Here is a 17,505-nt window from a genome sequence, read left to right as displayed (position 1 = left end):
TTCAAAAGCCACTCTCGCGCATCAACACTGCCAATACATGCGTTGCACCATCGGCCAGCAAACTGCGCCGTTCGCCTTCGATTTTCAGATGCCCACGGGTTTCGCGAAGGGTGGGCATGGGTTCGTCGAGTTGGATCAGTACCTGAAACAAAGCGCTGCTCGGGATCAACGAGTGCTCGGCAGTCGTGGTGGGTACCGGGCCGCCGAAGCGTGACGAAAGCATGCGGTGGGACAACTGGCTCGCGCGGGTGCTGCCGATTTGCAGGACGCGGCCGCTACGTGGCGTGGTCTGGCCGTCGGGGTAGAAGCGTACGCGGTCGCCGATGGCCATGCGGTGCACTTGATCCTGCGCGACATACGCATCCACCTGCCAGCTGCGCGGGTCAACCAGCATGCCCAGCGATTCTTGACGACCGACCCATTGCCCCGGTTTCCAGTCCGGGTTGACGTCCAGCCACACCCCGGCAAACGGTGTTTGCAGATTCAGCCGGGCGATTTCCGAGCGGGCCGCGCGGGCTTCTTCGAATTGCACGTTGAGGCGTTGACGGGTCACAGCATCCTCAGCCAACCCACCGGGATCGGCGATCAGCCCGGACAGCCGGGCCTCATAGCTACGTGCATTGGCTTCACTGCTGCGTACCCGCGAGGCGATGTCCGGCTCATCCAGCACCACCAGATTGGTGCCAGCCTCGACCGGGCCATCGGCGTGAATCGATTGCAGCCGCGCCGGGTAGGGCGCATAGACGCGCATCTGATGCTCGGCCCGCGCCACGCCCACTGCATCGATCTGCGTGCGCCAAGGGATCGCCAAACCCGCCAGAATCGCCAGCAACACCAGATACAGTTGCACCTTGCGCCGGCTCGGCACCGCCGCGCGGTGTTTCCACCAGTGACCGAGTTCGCGCATGACGGGCAGGGCGATAAACCACGACAGTTCGACCATAAACAGGAAAATCCCCAAGACCTTGAAGAAGAACAGATAGACCGCCAGCGCGATCCCCAGAAACAGCACCAGACGGTATATCCAGGTGAAGATCGCAAACGTCACTAACAGGCGCCGCTGACCGGTCGGAAACGTCTCCGGCCAGTCCTCGCGCAAACCGAGCAGGTTGCGCCGCAACGTCACCCGCGCCAACGCCGACGCACGCTCATGCAGATTGGGAAAATCAAGCAGATCAGAAAGAATGAAATAGCCGTCAAAACGCATGAACGGACTGGCATTCAACGCCAGCGACAGCAACCAACTGGTGGTCGCCAGATACAGCAGGGCATTGCGCAGCGCCCCCGGATCGCACACCGCCCAGCCCAACGTCGACAGACCGGCCAGCGACAGTTCGGTGATGATCCCCGCCGAGGCAATCGCCAGACGCTGCCGCGAACGGCTGAGTTTCCAGCTCTCGCCGGTGTCGGTGTAGAGCATCGGCCACATCACCACAAATGCGATGCCCATGTGCCCGACGCGCAAGCCCAGCCGCGTCGCGACCAAGGCATGCCCTAGTTCATGCAGAGTCTTGGCGACGATCAACGCCAAGGCAAAACTGAACAGGCCTTCGGTGGAAAACGACTCGACCACCGCGCTGGTAAACGTGTCCCACTGCTGCAACACCAGGACGATGCCGAGCAGGCTTAAACCGAGCACGAGCATGCCGGTGAGCGGATGAAACAGCCAGCCCAGCGCCTTCGCCAGATGCTGTAAATGTTGTTGCGGGCGCAGCAGCGGAATGCGGAAAAACAGGTAATGGTGCAGCCACCAGCGCCAGGTCAGCCAGCCGCCTTCTTCGCCTTTGGCTTTAAGCTTTTCCAGCGCCGCCGGGCCTGCACGCAGCAGCTGATGCTGTTCAAGAAACTGGCGGAAATCGAGAATCTGTTCGACATCGGGTTTGAGCGCCGTGCCTTCAGCAATCTGCTCGCTGATCTGTCGGGGCGATTGGCCCCAGCGCAGCAGGCACTCGAATTCCAGCCAGCCGATGCGGTAGAAACGATTGATCACCGTGTCTTGAATCACCCACGCCGGTTCACCGTTGCTGCCATCGGCAGCCTCGCTCAGGCGCAGGTCTTCACGCAGAGGGGGCAGGGGCAGATCGGCCGGATCGAGCATTACCAGCCACTCCACGCCCGCATTGTCGCCAGTGGTCGACGCAGCAAGTAATAACCGAGCATCACCCTCCCGCCATACAGTTTCGCGGTGCCGTGCAAGCCGAGGCGCGCGTGTTCCGGTGCGCCGTCGATGCTCGCCAACAAGCGATAGGCGACCACGCCTTCATCACTCGGCCGCGCCTGATAACTGGTTTCGAGAATTTTGCCCTTGAGCGGCGTCAGCGGGTAAGCGGTCAAAAACAGCGTTACTTCGGCGCCTGGCTCCAGCGCAATCGCGTCGGCTACGGCCAGTTGAATCAGCATCGCCGGTTGCGTCGGATCAGCGACTTGCATGATTCGTTCGCCAGTCACCACCGGTTTGCCCAGCCAATCGTTGGGATCGCTGAACACCGCAACGCCGCCTCGAGGCGACAGGACTTTGGTGCGCTTCAACTGCGCGGTGACCGCCGCCAGTTCTGCGCGACGCTGTTGGGAGCGGCCTTCAAGCAGGGTCAATTCGCTTTTGCTTTGCGGGTTGTCGAACGCGCGTTGACTGGCCGCCTGCAACTCGGCATCGGCCACCGCGACTTCCTTGCCGAGCACTTCGGCGCGACTGCGCAACGTGGTTTCGTCGAGGGAAAACAGCAGCGTGCCAGCATCGACCGGTTGATTGGGCCGAACCTCGATCTTCTCGATCACGCCATCGATGGGCGAGCTGATGATCTGTGCCTGCCGCGAGACGATTTCGGTCGGCGCCAGCGCGGTTTGCCGCACCGGCAACAGCAACAGGGCACCGAGCACAATCGCGGTCAGCAGCAATTGCTTGCGACTGGGCCGCCAGCGATTGAAACGCTTGCGCTTGGTCAGCGCCGCCCAGCAATACGCCCAGGTACCGACCAGACCTTTAAGGTGCTGCCACAACACCGCCGGCGGTTCCTGCTCCAGGAGCAACAGCAGCAAACCGAGGCGCTGCTCATCGCGATCCTGGATCGGCACGCACCAGACGCCCGACGGCCACCATTCGCCCCAGCCTTCGGCGATGTCGGCCGGTGCGTCGACCGTTTCCTGTGTCAGCCACACCGGTTCGCCAGCAGGGACTTGCGTGGCGATCCAGCGACTGGCGCGGCGCAGCCACACCAGATACGGCGAGTCTTCACTGGGCCGGGACAATCCCGAGACGTTCAACAATTCCAGTGATGATTCACGCTGGGCAAACACCAGCGCCTGATGAAATTGCAACAACGGATACAAGTCGTTGGCCATGCTGAATGCCAACGCATTGAGCGAGTCGGCCGCCATGGCCTTGTCGCGCAGCGCGTCGAGTTCGAGCAGCAGGTGAGGGTGCGGCAGTTGCTCGTTCATGGTCATGGTTGCGCAGCTTGATCAAATTGCGCCGTGCCGCTCATGCCCGCCATCAAGTCGGGATATTTGTTGTCGAGGCGCGCTTCGAGTTCGACGGTTTGTGCCACCGCATCGACGCGCGAGTTGATCCCGCTGACATGCGCGGGATAGGTCTTGCCGGTCTCATGAATGCTGACTTGCAGCGGCAGGCCGGGTTTCAGATTTTTCAGCAGATTGGACGGCACGTTCAAACGCACTTTCAGCGCGCCATCGCTGACCAGATCAAACAATGGCGTACCGGCGGTGACGGTCTGATACGGCTTGACGTACACCTTGGCGACGCGCCCGGAAAAAGGCGCGAGCACTTGGCAATAACTGCTTTGCGCCGCACCCATGGCCCGCGCGCCGTCGGCCTTTTGCACTTCGGTGTTGGCCATCGACACTTCGATATCGCCAACGGCATTGAGTTGGCGCAGTTGTTTTTTTGCCTCCAGATTCTGTTTGGCCATGGCCAGTTCTGCCGCCGCGACTTTGGCCCGCGCTTCGGCCTCGTTGCAGTTGAAGCGAGCGAGCAGTTCGGACTTGCCGACCTGTTCGCCGAACCCGGCTTTCAGTTCGCCGAGGGTGCCGCTCATTTGGCTCGATAGCGTGGTTTCCAGCTCCGAAGCGAGCAACACACGAATGGCGCTCGCGCTTTCCAGGGACGGGGCCGAAGGTGCGTCTTCGGCGTGGGCATTGAGGATCAGACTGGCCAACAACAGAACCCCGAAACGGGGTTCAAGGGCGATTTTGCGCATTCGGCGTTCCTTGCGAAGTGACGAGCAGGCGTTGCTGTTCTTGTTGGTTCAGGGTGCGCTGGATTTCCCGCGACAGGGTCTTGATGTCGTGTTGGTCGATTTCCTTCGGCAGCACATCGAGGCCGACCGAGTTGTACATCCGCCCCCACGCCGCTTGAGCACTGGAGAACGCCGCTTCACGCTGATAACGCGAGAGCAGATAACGGCCTTCGGAGCGGATCACTTCCAGCTCCGAGCCAAGTGCGCCGGTCTTTGCGGCTTGCGCATAGTCGAGCAGGCTGCGGTCGACGCGCAGACTGTCTTCAGCAAACTCCACTTCCTGACGCGCCAGTTGATAGCGCAGGGTGCCAACGCGCACTTGCGTGAGAATCGCCATCGACAGCGCCACGCGGCGGGTGTCATCGGTTTCGCTCTGGGATTTCTCCGCAGCATTGAGCGACGGCAGTTGCAGCAGGCGCAACAGGTTGGTCGACACTTGCAGGCCGGTGCTCATCCAGTCGTTGTTGTAGAGGTATTTGTTCGAGTCATATTTGTAGCCGAAATCGACGCTGACGTTCGGCCACAACTGCGCCTTGGCAATCTCCAGATCCTTCTGGTTGACGCGTTTGCGGTACCACTCTTCCATGATTTCCGGGCGGTTCTCCAGCGACAGCTGTTCAAGCTGCGCCATGCTTTGACGCACTTCCGGCAGCGGTGGATCGGGCACGTCAGCCAGCACCATTTTCGAGCCCGGTGGCAGCGACATCAGCGCCGACAATTCGGCTTGGGCGAACTCCAGATCCTGACGGCGCACGGTCAGCAGGTAGATCGAGTCGAGGAGGGCGCGTTGATAGGCGAGGATCTCCTGACGCGGCAACAGGCCCCGGGTTTCCGCTTCTCGCGCGGAGGTCAGCGCGGTGTGGGTGCGCATCAGCAGTTTGTCGACTTCCGGCATCAAACGTTGCGCGCCGAGTGCCCGCCAGTACGCGTTGCGCACATCCTGCAGGACGTTTTGCGCGACTTTGCGCCGGCGTTCTTCGGCCATCAGAATCTGGTCGGATTTCTGTTGCGTGCGGTAATAGGCGACGCCGAAATCCAGCAGGCTCCAGCTCAAACCGAGGCCGTAGACTTCGCGGTAGCGTTCCTCTGACGTCGATGGCCGCAAGCTGACCTGACGATCCTCGATGCCGATCGAGGTGCCGCCGGAGTCGTTGTTTCGTCCGGCATAACCGGCCGAGGCTACCAGCTTCGGCAGCATTTCATGGCTGGACACGTCGCGCAGGTCTGAGGCCAGCGCGCTCTCCATCAGTTTCAGTCGATAGTCGAGGTTGTATTTCAGCGCTCGGGCTGCTGCGTCGTAAAAGGTGATCGGCGCTGTGACCGGTTCCTGCCCGGAGTACATGCGCGACTGATCGGCAATGATGCGTTGGCGGTTTTCCTCGTCGGTGGAAGGTTTCGGTTCCGTCGACGAACAGGCACTGAGCAGCAGTGCGGAGGCGATGGCGCTACTGAGAAGCCGGGTCGCGTTTTTACGCATGTTCATTCCTTTGCATTCTTGGAATTTATTCGGATCTGCTGCTGTTACCGCTGGGATTGCTGGTATGCAAGCGCTGGGCCGCGTGTCGCAGCTGCGCCGAGAAGCCTTTGCCGTGACGCGTTTCTGCGGGTTTTTCCGCGTGGATCGGATGTTTCGTCATGTTTGCCGGATCGAGCGCAAACAACGATGGATCACTGAGCAAACCGTCGGCACTCAAATTGGTGCGACCCTCACGGCCCTGCACCCAGAGCTGGTCGAACTCGCTGGCGCGGCGACTTTCGCGCACCGCTTGCGCCACGAATTGTCCCGGCACCAGACCCAAGCCGTTACCCAACGAATCAACCTCGAATTCCCCCACCGAGGCCAGACGCAAATTGCTGCCATCGACACCGTAGCTGGTCAGCTCGTTGACCTCGGCGTAGCGCTCGACCACCGGGGTGATGAAGATCGCTGGTTGCGGATCGGGGATCAGGAAATCGCTGGAATCCAGATCACTGTCACGACTGAAACGGTTGCCGCCATCCGGTGCCGGAATGAACGGCGTGGCGATGTCCAGGGTGATCACCAGTTCGGCCTGATCGCTGGCACCGGCGCGGTCATTGATGGTGTAGGTGAACACGTCACGCAGTACCCGGCCGAGTCCGGCTGCGGCGAGCACGTCCGGGTTGCTCTGATCGATGGTGTAGGTGTAGCTGCCGTCGGCGTTGAGTACGAGCGTGCCATAGAGACCTTTGATCGGTTGACCGATCACACCGTCCGCGCCTGAACCCGCTTCGGCGCCGGTGCGTACGCCAACCACGACCAAGCTGTCATTGGCATCGATGTCACCATCGTTGGGCAGCACGTTGCCAGTGGTTTGTGGGCCGGCGATCTGATCGCTGGCGAAGCCGCTGTCGTTGCGTGCAATCGGCGCATCGTTGGCGCCCTGAATGACCACGGTCAAACGCGCGTCGGCAGTTGCACCGGCGGTGTCGACCATGCGGTAGGTGAAGGTTTCGCTGAGGGTTTCACCGGCCGTGCGCAAGGCTTGAACCAGCGGATTGTTGTTGTCGATGACGTAGGTGTAGCTGCCGTCGGCATTGATCGTCAGTTGCCCGTAAAGGCCCATCAATACTTGCCCGGCGCCTGCTGACTGACCGGCCTGATTGCTGACGCTCAAGACGTGTTTGCTTTCGCCATTGGCGACGCTGTCGACATCGCTGTCGTTGTCGAGCACGTTGCCGGTGGCGTTGCTGCCCGGAGTACCGTTGTTGACGCCGCCGGCTTCGACGGCCACGGATCCATCATCGACGGCGGTCGGCGTGTCGTTGCGGCCATCGACGGTGACGCGCAGTTCGGCGGTGCTGGTTTCACCCCACTTGTCGACGATGGTGTAAGTGAACACTTCCGACAGTGTCTGGCCACTTTGACGCAAGGCTTGCACGGCGGCGAGGCTGTTATTGACGGTATAGGTGTAGCCGCCATCGGCGTTGAGCAACAGTGTGCCGTACTGTCCTTGCAAGGTTGTGCCCACGGTGCCGACCGTGCCGATGTCGCTGGTGGTGCCGGTATGGATGCCGATCACCGTCAGCGGATCGCTTTCAGCATCGGTGTCGTTGTTGAGAACGTTGCCGCTCGGGTTGACCCCGGGTTGGCCGTTATTGACGCCGCCAGCCTCGACCGCCGTCGCTGTGTCGCCATTGGCCACCGGTGCCGAGTTGCGTCCGCGAATGATGATGTGGATTTCCGCCAGATCATTCTGCCCGCCACTGTCGGTGACCTGGTAGGTGAACCGCTCGTTGAGAAATTGCAGTGGCCCCAGCGCCAGAACGGCCGGGTTGCTGGAGTCAAGGTTGTAGGTGTAGCTGCCGTCAGCGCCGATGATCAACTGACCGTAGAGGCCGTTGATCAACGTGCCGTTGCTGTTGTCGGTTTCGGCATTGACGTCGGTCAGGGTGCCGTTGGCCCCTTCAGCACCGAAGCGGATACCGGTGACGGTTTTGCTGTCACCCTGATCGACATCGGTGTCGTTGGGCAGCACGTTGCCGCTCGGATTGACCCCGTTGTCATTGCCGTTATCGGCCACGGCGACAGCCAGATCGTCTGCCGCGACCGGGGCATCCCATGCGCCGTCGATGCGAATGCTCAGTTGCGCGGTATCAGTGGCACCGGCGATGTCGCGCATGCGGTAAGTGAAGGTTTCCACCAGCGAATCGCCAGCCTTCAATGCTTGAACCGCTGCCAGATTGTTATCTAGCACGTAACTGTAAGTGCCGTTGGCGTTGATGGTCAGGGTGCCGTACAGACCGGCGAACGATTGCGTGACGCCAATGGTGGTGAACGTCCCGCCCGCCGCTTCGGTACCACTGCGAATGCCAGTGACCAGCATCGCGTCGCTGGCATCGACATCGTTGTCATTGGTCAGCACATTGCCGGTTGGATTCACCCCCAGCGTGCCATTGAACGTGCCACCGGCCTCGACCGATACCGTGCTGTCATCCGTCGCCAGTGGGTTGTCGTTGGCACCGCGAATGGTGATGGTCAGCGACGCGGTGCTGGTAGCGCCGGCGAGGTCGCGGATCTGGTAGGTGAACGTTTCGCTGAGGGTGTCGGCGTTGCTGCGCAGTGCCTGAACCTGTGGATTGAAGTTGTCGACCAGATAGCTGTAACTGCCATCGGCATTCAAGGTCAGTCTGCCGTAGGTGCCATTCAAGGCACTGCCGACCAGGCCCACCGAGCTGCCTTGATTGAAGCCGACCACGCTGATGACTTCACCGTTGCCATCCACATCGGTGTCGTTGGTCAATACGTTGCCGGTCGGGTTGACGCCCGGCGTGGCGTTGTTCAAGCCTCCGGCTTCGACGGCCGTGGCGCTATCGTTCTGCGCCACCGGCGCGTCATTGCGCCCCTGAATATTGATATTCAACGTGGCGCGATCAGTGGCGCCTGTCCTGTCGACGACCTCGTAGCTGAACGAGTCGAGGAGGCTGTTGCCAGCGCGCAAGGCCTGGACTTCAGCCATGTTGTTGTCGAGGCGATAGCTGTAGCTGCCGTCGGCATTCAGGGTCAGCCAGCCATAAGTGCCGCGCAGTTCGGTGCCCAAGGCGCCGGCGGTGCCGGTGTCCAGTTCACCGCCGGTGCGTACCGAGAGCACGGCTTTGGTTTCGCCATAGTCATGGTCGGGCAGGTCGCCGGGCACTTCGCCGCCGTCGACATCGGTGTCGTTGTCCAGCACGTTGCCGGTCGGATCCTGTCCCGGTTGCGAGTTGTTCAAGCCGCCGGCCTCGATGGCCAGACCGCTTTCATCGGTGGCTACCGGGTTGTCGTTTTGCCCACGGATCAACACGATGATTTCCGCCGAGTCGGTTTCCGGCGTCGCACCGACGCCATCGCTGATGGTGTAGGTGAAGCGCTCCAACAGCAGATCACTGCCACGGCGCAGGGCCTGAACATCAGGGTTGTTATTGTCCAGTTGGTACACGTAGCTGCCATTAGGGAAAATCGTCAGCGTGCCGTATTGGCCGAGGATCTCAGTGCCACCAGCATCGACAGCCTGATCAGTGCCCGCACTGCCTTCGGGGCCTGCCTTGATCAGCGTGACGGTCAGAGGGTCTCCGTCAGGATCGAAGTCGTTGGCCGTCGCATCTCCATTCGGATTGACCCCCGGTGTCTGGTTGGCAATACCGCCGGCTTCCGTGGCAATCACCACCACGGTTTGCGCCACGGGTGGGTCGTTGATGCCGCGCACGGTAATCACCAGTTGCGCGGTATCGGTCAGGCTGGTGGTGTCGGTGATGCGATAGGTGAAAAATTCAGTCAGCGTCTGGCCGGGGCCCAAGGCCTGAACCGCTGCGTTGGTGCTGTCGACATCGTAGAAATACGAGCCGTCCGCGCCGATGGTCAGCGTGCCGTAGAGCCCGACGACCACAGTACCGTTGGCCGACGTGGTGCCGGTGCTCACGGTACTCAGTACGTCGACGGCGGGGTTGTAGCTGGCTTCACTTTTGTTGATGACGCCATTGACAATTAACTGGTTGCTAGGACGATCGTTGTCATCAACGTCCTGGTCGACGCCGTTGCCGCCGGGCTGATTGATGGTGCCGGGGCGACTTGGAAAAAGAATGACGTTGCCCCTCGGATTGCTCTCCGCGGAGTTGGGGTTGGTCGATGCCGCTTGCGCTTCGGCAGCATCATCGCTGGCCACCGGGTTGTCGTTGGCGCCTTGAATCGTGATGCGCAGTTGCGCGACATCGTCCAGACCGCCAGTGTCGGTGAGGCGGTAGCTGAAGAATTCGATCAGTTGTTCACCGGCACTCAGGCGCTGCACCGTGGTGTTGGCGTTGTTGATCACGTAGGTGTAAGTGCCATTGGGGTTGATGGTCAACGTGCCGTACGCGCCGATGATATTGGTCGGCCCGCTGACCGCCGTGAAATTACCCGTACCAGCTTCGGCCGCCGCACGGATACCCGTCACGGTGCGGGTTTCGCCATTGGCCACGCTGTCGACGTCCTGATCGTTGGTCAACACGTTGCCGGTGGCTGGGCTGCCGGGGGTGCCGTTGTTGATGCCGCCAGCCTCAATCGCCACGCCGTCGTCATTGATGCCCAGCGGCGTGTCGTTGGCGCCCTGAATGGTTACGGTCAACACGGCGGTTGACGTCGCCCCGGCAAGGTCGGCAAGCACGTAATTGAAGGTGTCTTGCAGGGTCTGGCCGGACAGCCGCAACGCCTGCACGGTGGCATTGTTGTTATCGACGACATACTCGTAGGAACCATTGCTGCCGATGAGCAATTGGCCGTACAGACCGTTGACGACTACCACGCCGTTGCTCGGTATCGGGATCCCGGCGCCGGGGCCAACCGACACTACCTGCAGCGAATCGGCGTTGGTGGCGATGTCGACATCGGTGTCGTTGTCCAGCACATTGCCGCGCGGGTCGACGCCGGCCGAGGCGTTATTGGTGCCGCCAGCCTCTACGGCGGTGGCGCTGTCGTTGACGCCGACCGGGTTGTCGTTGACCGCAGCGAGGACGATTTGCAGGGTGTCGGTGTCGGTCAGTGCATCCGCTGCTGTACCGGGAATACCGTCGCCATCCGCATCGCCGTAATTGCCACGGTCATTGCTGATCACGGTCAGGGTGTCGATGCCGTTGAAGTTGGCGTTGCCCAGATAACGCAAACCGGCCAGCGCGGTGTTGATGTCGGCGAGGTTGCCGGTCAGGGTCAAGGTAGCGGTGTTGGCGCCAGTGACGGTCACGCCCGGCACGGTTGCACCGAGGAACAGCGTGCCCTGCGTCACTTGCAGGATCACACTGATGGCGCGGTCGTTGACGTTCGGATCGCGGTTGGCGTCGACGTCGGCAACGCTGATGCCGCCGATCGCCAGCACGATATCTTCCTGACCGTTTTGCGTGCCGGGCAGGGTGTTGACCGGCGCGTCGTTCTGTTCGACATAACCGGCGTTGGCGCTTTGCGCGGCAGCATCGCCGAGGCTGATGGTGATCTGACCAAGAGTGCCGGCATCACTGTCGACACGCACGCGCAAATCACCGATCGGTTGCGGATAGCTGACCAGGCCGGCCGGCACATCAATGCGGAACACGCCCAGCGGCAGCACGCCGAAACGGTACTGACCGTTGGCATCGGTGAGGGTGGCGAAAATCAGGTTATCGGCAGTGGTCGCCAGATTGCCGTCGGCACCGGCCCACGTCAGGGTCACGGTTTGTCCGGCGAGGCCTGCGCCGTCCGGTGTGGCGCTGGCGGTCGGGCTGGCGGTGTCGTTCCACAACGTGCCGCTGATCACGCCGAGCCCGGCGTTGTCGCGCAAGATGTATTGGTTCGGACCAACGGCGCTGCCGTCACGTTCGCCAGTGGTGGTGCCGTCAACGCCGACGCTGTTGCCGCCCCAACTGGTGAAATCTTCCGGCAGGCTGCTCCAGGTCAGTGTTGCGTTGCTGCTGGCGACGATGGTCGAGTTGGGCAGGGTGACCTGATAGCGCACTTGAATCTGCGCGCCGACGTCGAGTTGGTCGAAATTCACGCTCAAACCGCCACTGGTGCTGAAGCTCACACCGGCCGGCAGGTTGCCCGGGCCGTAGGTCACGCCGTTGATGCTAATACTGACCAGCGTGTAGTTGCTGCCGCCGGCAAAGCTGTCGCTGACTTGCGCGTCGAAGGCCGGCAGGCCGCCGTTCTGGGTGAAACTCAGTTGCACCGTGGCGTTGCCGGTGGTGCCGGTTGGATTGGGATCGAACGCAACGATCTGTTTGTCGAGGCCGCTGAAGCTTGGCTCGACGATCCGCTCCAGCACCGTATCGCTGACGGCCCGTCCGCCGCCGTTGACGATTTCCCGGGCTGTTGCACCCAACTGAACGCCGGCAATGTTGCTGGCAATGTTGGTGACCCTGACGTTGAACTCAATGGAAACACCTTCCAGATCGTCATCGTCGCCGGCGTTGACCACGTTGCCCAGGTTGAACGTCACCACCTGGCTGCCGTCGGGATTGGTGATCACGGTCACGCGGCTCGGGTCGAATACGCCTTGCGGGGCGGCACCTGAAAGGTTGGCGGTAATCGGCAGGGCTTCCGGGCTGTTTTCGTTGCCATCAATATTCAGCGTGCCCCCGACGATCAGGTTGGCATCACTGCTGAGCCCACCGTTGGAAATAAAGGCGATGCGCAGCGCATTGACCAAGGCGTCCGGGGAGATGAATTGCAAGCCGTTGGCCAGGGTGATCTGTATCTGGTAATTGGGGTTGTCACCCTCGGGCACGACCACCACGACACGGTAGCGGATGACTTCGCCGACCGTCACTTGCTCGACAATCGCGGTGGTCGGCGAGGGTGCGGCGGTGTCTGGCAGACCGCCGACCCGGGAAATCTCGATGGCCTGGGCCACGGGGATAATCAACGTCGAGAGGTTACGGTAATCGTTGAGTGTGCCGCCATTGAGTGTGCCGTCGACACCGGTGCGCTCACCGGCATTGGCGCCATCAAGGCTGGTCCACTGCACGCTGGCGACGTTGGCGATGTTCGATTGCGCGGCAGCGCTGGCGTTGACGACGCCCGACAGGCGCAAGACGATGCTGCCACCCTTGGCGATGTCGATATTGGCGCCGTTGGCGGTCACCAACTGGCCATTGATAATCTGGAAATCGACGCCGCCGTTGTTGGTGGCGCCGTTCTGATACAACACGCCCACCAGCGTCACGTTACTCAATTGGGTCGGCAGGTTGTCGAGGAAACTGATATCGAACGCGGTGAAATCGTTGCTGCCATTCCCATTGCTGATGGTAATGGTGAACGTCACCGTGTCGCCCTGATCGTAACCACCGAGCCCTGAGGTCGAGGTGATCACCTGGTTGATCTGCAGCGTTGGTTCGCGCACGGTCACAGTGGGCTGGCCACCAGTGAGCGCGACGTTACGGTCCTGCGCGACCGTGCCGTTCGGCGTGCTGCCATCAGGGTCGCTGTAGGTCAGTTGCGCATTGTTTTGCAGGGAGACGTTGGCCTGGTTGGCGATGACGTTATTGGCCACCAGTTGCAGGCGAATCACGAAGGTGTTGTTGCCAGTCACGTTGTCGGCCGAAACGCTGGACACGCTGAAGGTCCAGCGCGCATCGACGCCGTCAGCGCCCAATGCGCCGCCGACACCGGCGAATCCGCTGATAAGCACGCTGCCGGCGAAATCGGCTCCAAGTGCGCCGCTGCCGGCGCGGGTGGTGATGATCTGATAACCGAGGCCGCCGTTGAAACTGGTGTCCAGACGCATGCCCGGTGGAATCAGATCCTGAATGCGCAGGTTCTGCGTAGTGCCTTCGGGCAGGCTGATGACGATGTCGTAACGCATGCTTTCGCCGACCACCAGATCGCTGCCGGTGGTGTGTGTGGCGCTGGAATCGCCGTTATCCAGCGAGCCGTCGGCGAAGCCTTTTCTGATCACCGGCGCGGCGATTTGCTGGTTGGCCAGATCGGTCAGATCAGTCGGGGTGAAATCGGTGCCATTGTTGACGCTCGCGTAGTTGTTAAGGGTCGCACTCGATTGCAGGGTGCGATTGGCTTCGATGGTGCTGCTGACCACCACGTCATAACTGATCACCACGACGTTGGCGCCGCTGGTGTCAGCGGCGGTGCCGGCGCGTCCGGCGAGCAAAGTCGCCTGTCCGCCGGCATCGAGGAAGGTAATCTGGTTGCCACTGACGCTGTAATCGGTGCCGAGTACCAACAGGGTGCCGTCACCGCGATAAATCTGCAGGTTGGCCGCGGCCAGACTGCCGCCAACAAAACTCAGCCCCGTGGGCAGGGTGATGCTGGTGCCGACATCGAACGCGCCGCCGCCACCGGTGTTTTCAATCGCGGTGACCAGGCGCAGGCGATCAGCGCCGTCAATGTTGCTGATGTTGCCATCCACGGCGGCGAGATCGGTGACGCTGCCATTGAACGGTACGCCGGTGCTGCCCGGTGGATTCCAGCTGCCGGTGGTGCCGGTGACGGTGCCGTTGGTGCCTGAAACCACGCCGTGTTTGATGTTCAACACTGGCTCTGCGACGGAGACGATCGCCACCACGTCCGAGGAAATCAACGTGCGGTCGGTGAGGGTGGTTTGCTGGGTCGATTGCGCCAGCACATCCAGCGAGCGCTGGTCGGCAAATGGTTGATCGCCGACGCGCACGGTAAAGCGAATAACGATGCGGCTACCGGTGGTGGTGTTGGTGGCAAAACTGCCGAAATCGAACACCACAGAGTTGCCATTGGCGCTGGTCACGCTGACGACGCCGCCGGCATTGGTATTGCCCGGGCCCAGTTGCCACTGACCGACATCGCTGCCGCTGCCCCAGGTCACGCCGTTTACGTTGAACAGCGGCAATGGCAGATACGCGGTGAGTTTGAATTGCTCGTAGTCACCGGTGACCAGGTCATAGCTCAGCTCGAACGTCACTTCATCGCCCGGACGCAGTTCGCCGTTGCCGGGTGGTGTGCCGTTATTGACCTCGACCAGACTGATGTCGACGGTACTGGTCGGAATCACGCTAGTCGTCGAGGAACCGTCGGTTTCGCTTTGACCGGTCAGGTTGAACTGATCCACCAGCAACGTGCCATCGACGGTGGCCGTGTTGCCCAGCTCATCGCCTTCATTGATGTCCGGTTGCGGGTTGCCCGACGGTGGCTTGTAGGTCTGACCGACCACGGCCGAATAGCTCAATACCGCGAGCACGGCGCCTTGCAGCGTGTCGTCGAAGGCCAGATCGCCGTTGAGCCAGCCGCGAATATTATTCGATGAATTACGCAGCGACTGGCCGATGTCGAACACGATCGAGGTGCTGCCGTCAGCGTTGGCCACTGGCGTGGTCACCAGGTTAATGGTTTGCGCAACGCCATTGATGGTCACGGTGACGGTCGGCGTGCCGCTCAGGGTCTGGCCGTCGCTGAGTTGATCGCGCACCACCAATTGCCCTTCGTTGAAGAAGTCCTTGCCGAAGGCGAAGTAGTCGGAAATCGCCACATTGAGGCTGTATTGCAGCGTGTCGCCGGGGCTGATGCCGACGTGGCCGATATCGGTTTGCATCGACACGGTTTTCAGCAGCGTGATCGACTTGGCCACAAACTGTGTGCCCAGGCCGGTGCCGCTGAAATCAATGGTGGTGTTCGGTGCGGTCACGTCACGCGGATCAAGCGGCGTCCATTGCCCGGACGCGGTCGGAGGGCCCATGGTGATCGTGACAGCATCACCGGTGACCGGGTTGATCACTGGCTGACCGTTGGCATCGACTTCTGGCACGTAAAACGCGACCACGGTGTCGGTCTTGCCGGTGAGGGTGGCGTACTCGACGGTGAACGAATTGATGTACACGTCGTTCGCGGCCAGCAACACGGCAATTTGCGCAGGATTGCTGACCACGGTGCCGTCGTGCAGGGTGATCGACGCGAGACGGCCGCCGGCACCGGGGGTAATCGAATTGACCTGAATGTTGTCCGGCAGCGGTTGGGTGATGACCACATTGGTCAGGGTCTGCCCCGGTGCAGGCGTCGCGGACAATGTTAGCGTGCGCGCGTAGTTGGGGCCGCTGACCGTTTCGCCTTCGGGAGCATTGATGATTTCGCTGACAGTGATGACGGTCGGATGCACGACAAACGCTGCGGTACCGGCCTGAATCAGGCTTGGGTCGTTGGTCGGATTGTCCAGCGCATCGTTACCGAACTCGAAGCCACCGCTGGCGCGTAAGGTCAGGTCAGGTGTGCCGTTGGAAAAGGACGTGTCGGCCAGATTGCTCAGGCTGGCGGTGACCTGCACGCTGATCAGCGGTTGCTGGTTGGTAACACTGGCAAACGGCAGTTCGATCACCACCAGTTTGTCGCCGGCGCGCATGCCGTAGCTGGCGGCATTGATGATCAGAAAGTTGCCGCTGGCGTCTTTTGCCAGCGGGTGGGTCGCGTTGCCATTAGCGTCAAACGTCAACACTTGGGCGGTCAGGTTTTGACCAAGGAACGTGGCGGAAATGAAGTTGACGCCGTCATCGCCGTCCTTGCCGGTGGCCGGCATGGCCAGGTTGATGAAGGGCGCGAAACCGGTTTGGCCCGAGGTATTGCTGAAATTCACGGTAAAGGTGAACCGCTCGCCGATCAGTACATCGGTGCCGGCGGTGGTGACGGTCGCAGTGGGCGCAGCATCGGCCAGCAAGCCATCGAAGTGGCTCATGGCCAGGCCGCTGATGGCGATGCTCTTGTCGATGTCGCCGACTTTGGTTTCCAGCGTCCAGTCGCCGCCAGCCTTGGCACTGCCGGTGTCATTGCTGGAGGCGCCGACGTCGGCACCGGTCCAGCGCGCCAGTTCGGTGACCAGCGTTTGCCCGGCAGCCCCAGCGCCGACGTCGCAGCCGTACAGTTGAATGTCCGCACCCTGCGTCAGGTTGCTGCGCCATTGTTCGAGGGTTTTGCTGAGGGAGTCGACGTTGTCCGAGGTAATGGTGCGATTGCCGAGGGTGAACTGGCCGGATGCGCCGTGGGACATCACTTGTATTGAGTCGACCTTGCCCAATTGTGCCAATGCCGCCGAGATCGCCGCCAGGCCATCTTCACCGACGTTGACTACGATGGCGGTGACATTGCCGGGCAATTGCGCCAGCAGTTGGTCGCGGTTTTCGATTCGACTGTCGATCACCAACAGACTGCGCGCGGCAGAAGGCGCCTGTTCTGGCGTGGCGCGGGCTTCGGTGGGCGTGGCATGCGGGACTTGTGCATCGACCGCTGCCGGCGGCGCAGCAGGGTCGCTGTGATGCTGGTCGACAGCGGCAGACGCGGCGGCGCCGTCAAAGAGAATCCGTGGCTCCAGCGCAAGGGCCTGACGTTGTGGGCGCAAATGGGAGCCAAACTGCGAACGAGGAGACTCTTGCATCGTTTCCATACCTCTAACTGCGTGGTCAGAAATTTCGTCCGTATCAAGTCCCTTACGAACAGATTCAGCGTAGGACTTTTCTTGTGCTTTTCCAGTCTGTTGGCGAAATACCTTATAGCTAAAAGAATCGGCTGCCCCTACGTGCGCATGCGCAAAAAATCAAGGTGGATTTGAGGAGATTTCCTATAGCGCCCCGACCGTTGGAGCGCGGAAGATCCGCGCCCGCGAATGAACAGACGAGCCCGCGAAATCGGTGATGCAGAAGACCGTGAGGGACAAAAGGAAAAAATATCCAAGTTCTGAGTGATGAAAATATCCAACTTTAGGAAATTTCCTACAGAGTCGATTGATCACAGGCGCTAGGTTTTAAGTGAACTGCCGACCTGTTCGGTTGGAAGTTGATA

The 17,505-nt window shown here is 61.2% G+C and carries 5 protein-coding genes; all 5 read right to left on the bottom strand.

What is annotated here, in order from left to right; genetic code table 11:
• Position 1 precedes the first annotated feature (1 nt).
• From ACIP66_RS03825 to ACIP66_RS03805, 5 genes are read right to left on the bottom strand one after another with little or no spacing between them, the layout of a single operon-like run.
• Entirely contained in the window at positions 2–2,098 is a 2,097-nt protein-coding gene (locus ACIP66_RS03825; protein ID WP_400645568.1) for an HlyD family efflux transporter periplasmic adaptor subunit, read from the bottom strand.
• Positions 2,098–3,444, bottom strand: coding sequence for an efflux RND transporter periplasmic adaptor subunit (locus ACIP66_RS03820; RefSeq protein WP_400645565.1), 1,347 nt, complete (start codon positions 3,442–3,444; stop codon positions 2,098–2,100). The genes ACIP66_RS03825 and ACIP66_RS03820 overlap by 1 nt, the downstream gene beginning before the upstream one ends.
• Positions 3,441–4,214: an efflux RND transporter periplasmic adaptor subunit gene (locus ACIP66_RS03815; protein ID WP_159811821.1), complete on the bottom strand. Its 774-nt coding sequence runs from the start codon at positions 4,212–4,214 to the stop codon at positions 3,441–3,443. Before ACIP66_RS03815 ends, ACIP66_RS03820 begins: the two co-directional genes overlap by 4 nt.
• Positions 4,195–5,730, bottom strand: coding sequence for a TolC family protein (locus ACIP66_RS03810; RefSeq protein WP_400645562.1), 1,536 nt, complete (start codon positions 5,728–5,730; stop codon positions 4,195–4,197). The genes ACIP66_RS03815 and ACIP66_RS03810 overlap by 20 nt, the downstream gene beginning before the upstream one ends.
• 25 nt (positions 5,731–5,755) lie before the next feature.
• Positions 5,756–17,101 (bottom strand): VCBS domain-containing protein, encoded by an 11,346-nt coding sequence (locus ACIP66_RS03805; protein WP_400645560.1) that lies wholly within the window; start codon positions 17,099–17,101, stop codon positions 5,756–5,758.
• Positions 17,102–17,505 lie beyond the last annotated feature (404 nt).

Origin of the sequence: Pseudomonas sp. NPDC088429, assembly GCF_044753305.1 — a bacterium.
Taxonomy (GTDB): Bacteria; Pseudomonadota; Gammaproteobacteria; order Pseudomonadales; family Pseudomonadaceae; genus Aquipseudomonas; species Aquipseudomonas rustica.
The sequence above is the reverse complement of the archived record's forward strand: the minus strand, read 5'-3'. Positions and strand labels throughout refer to the sequence as shown.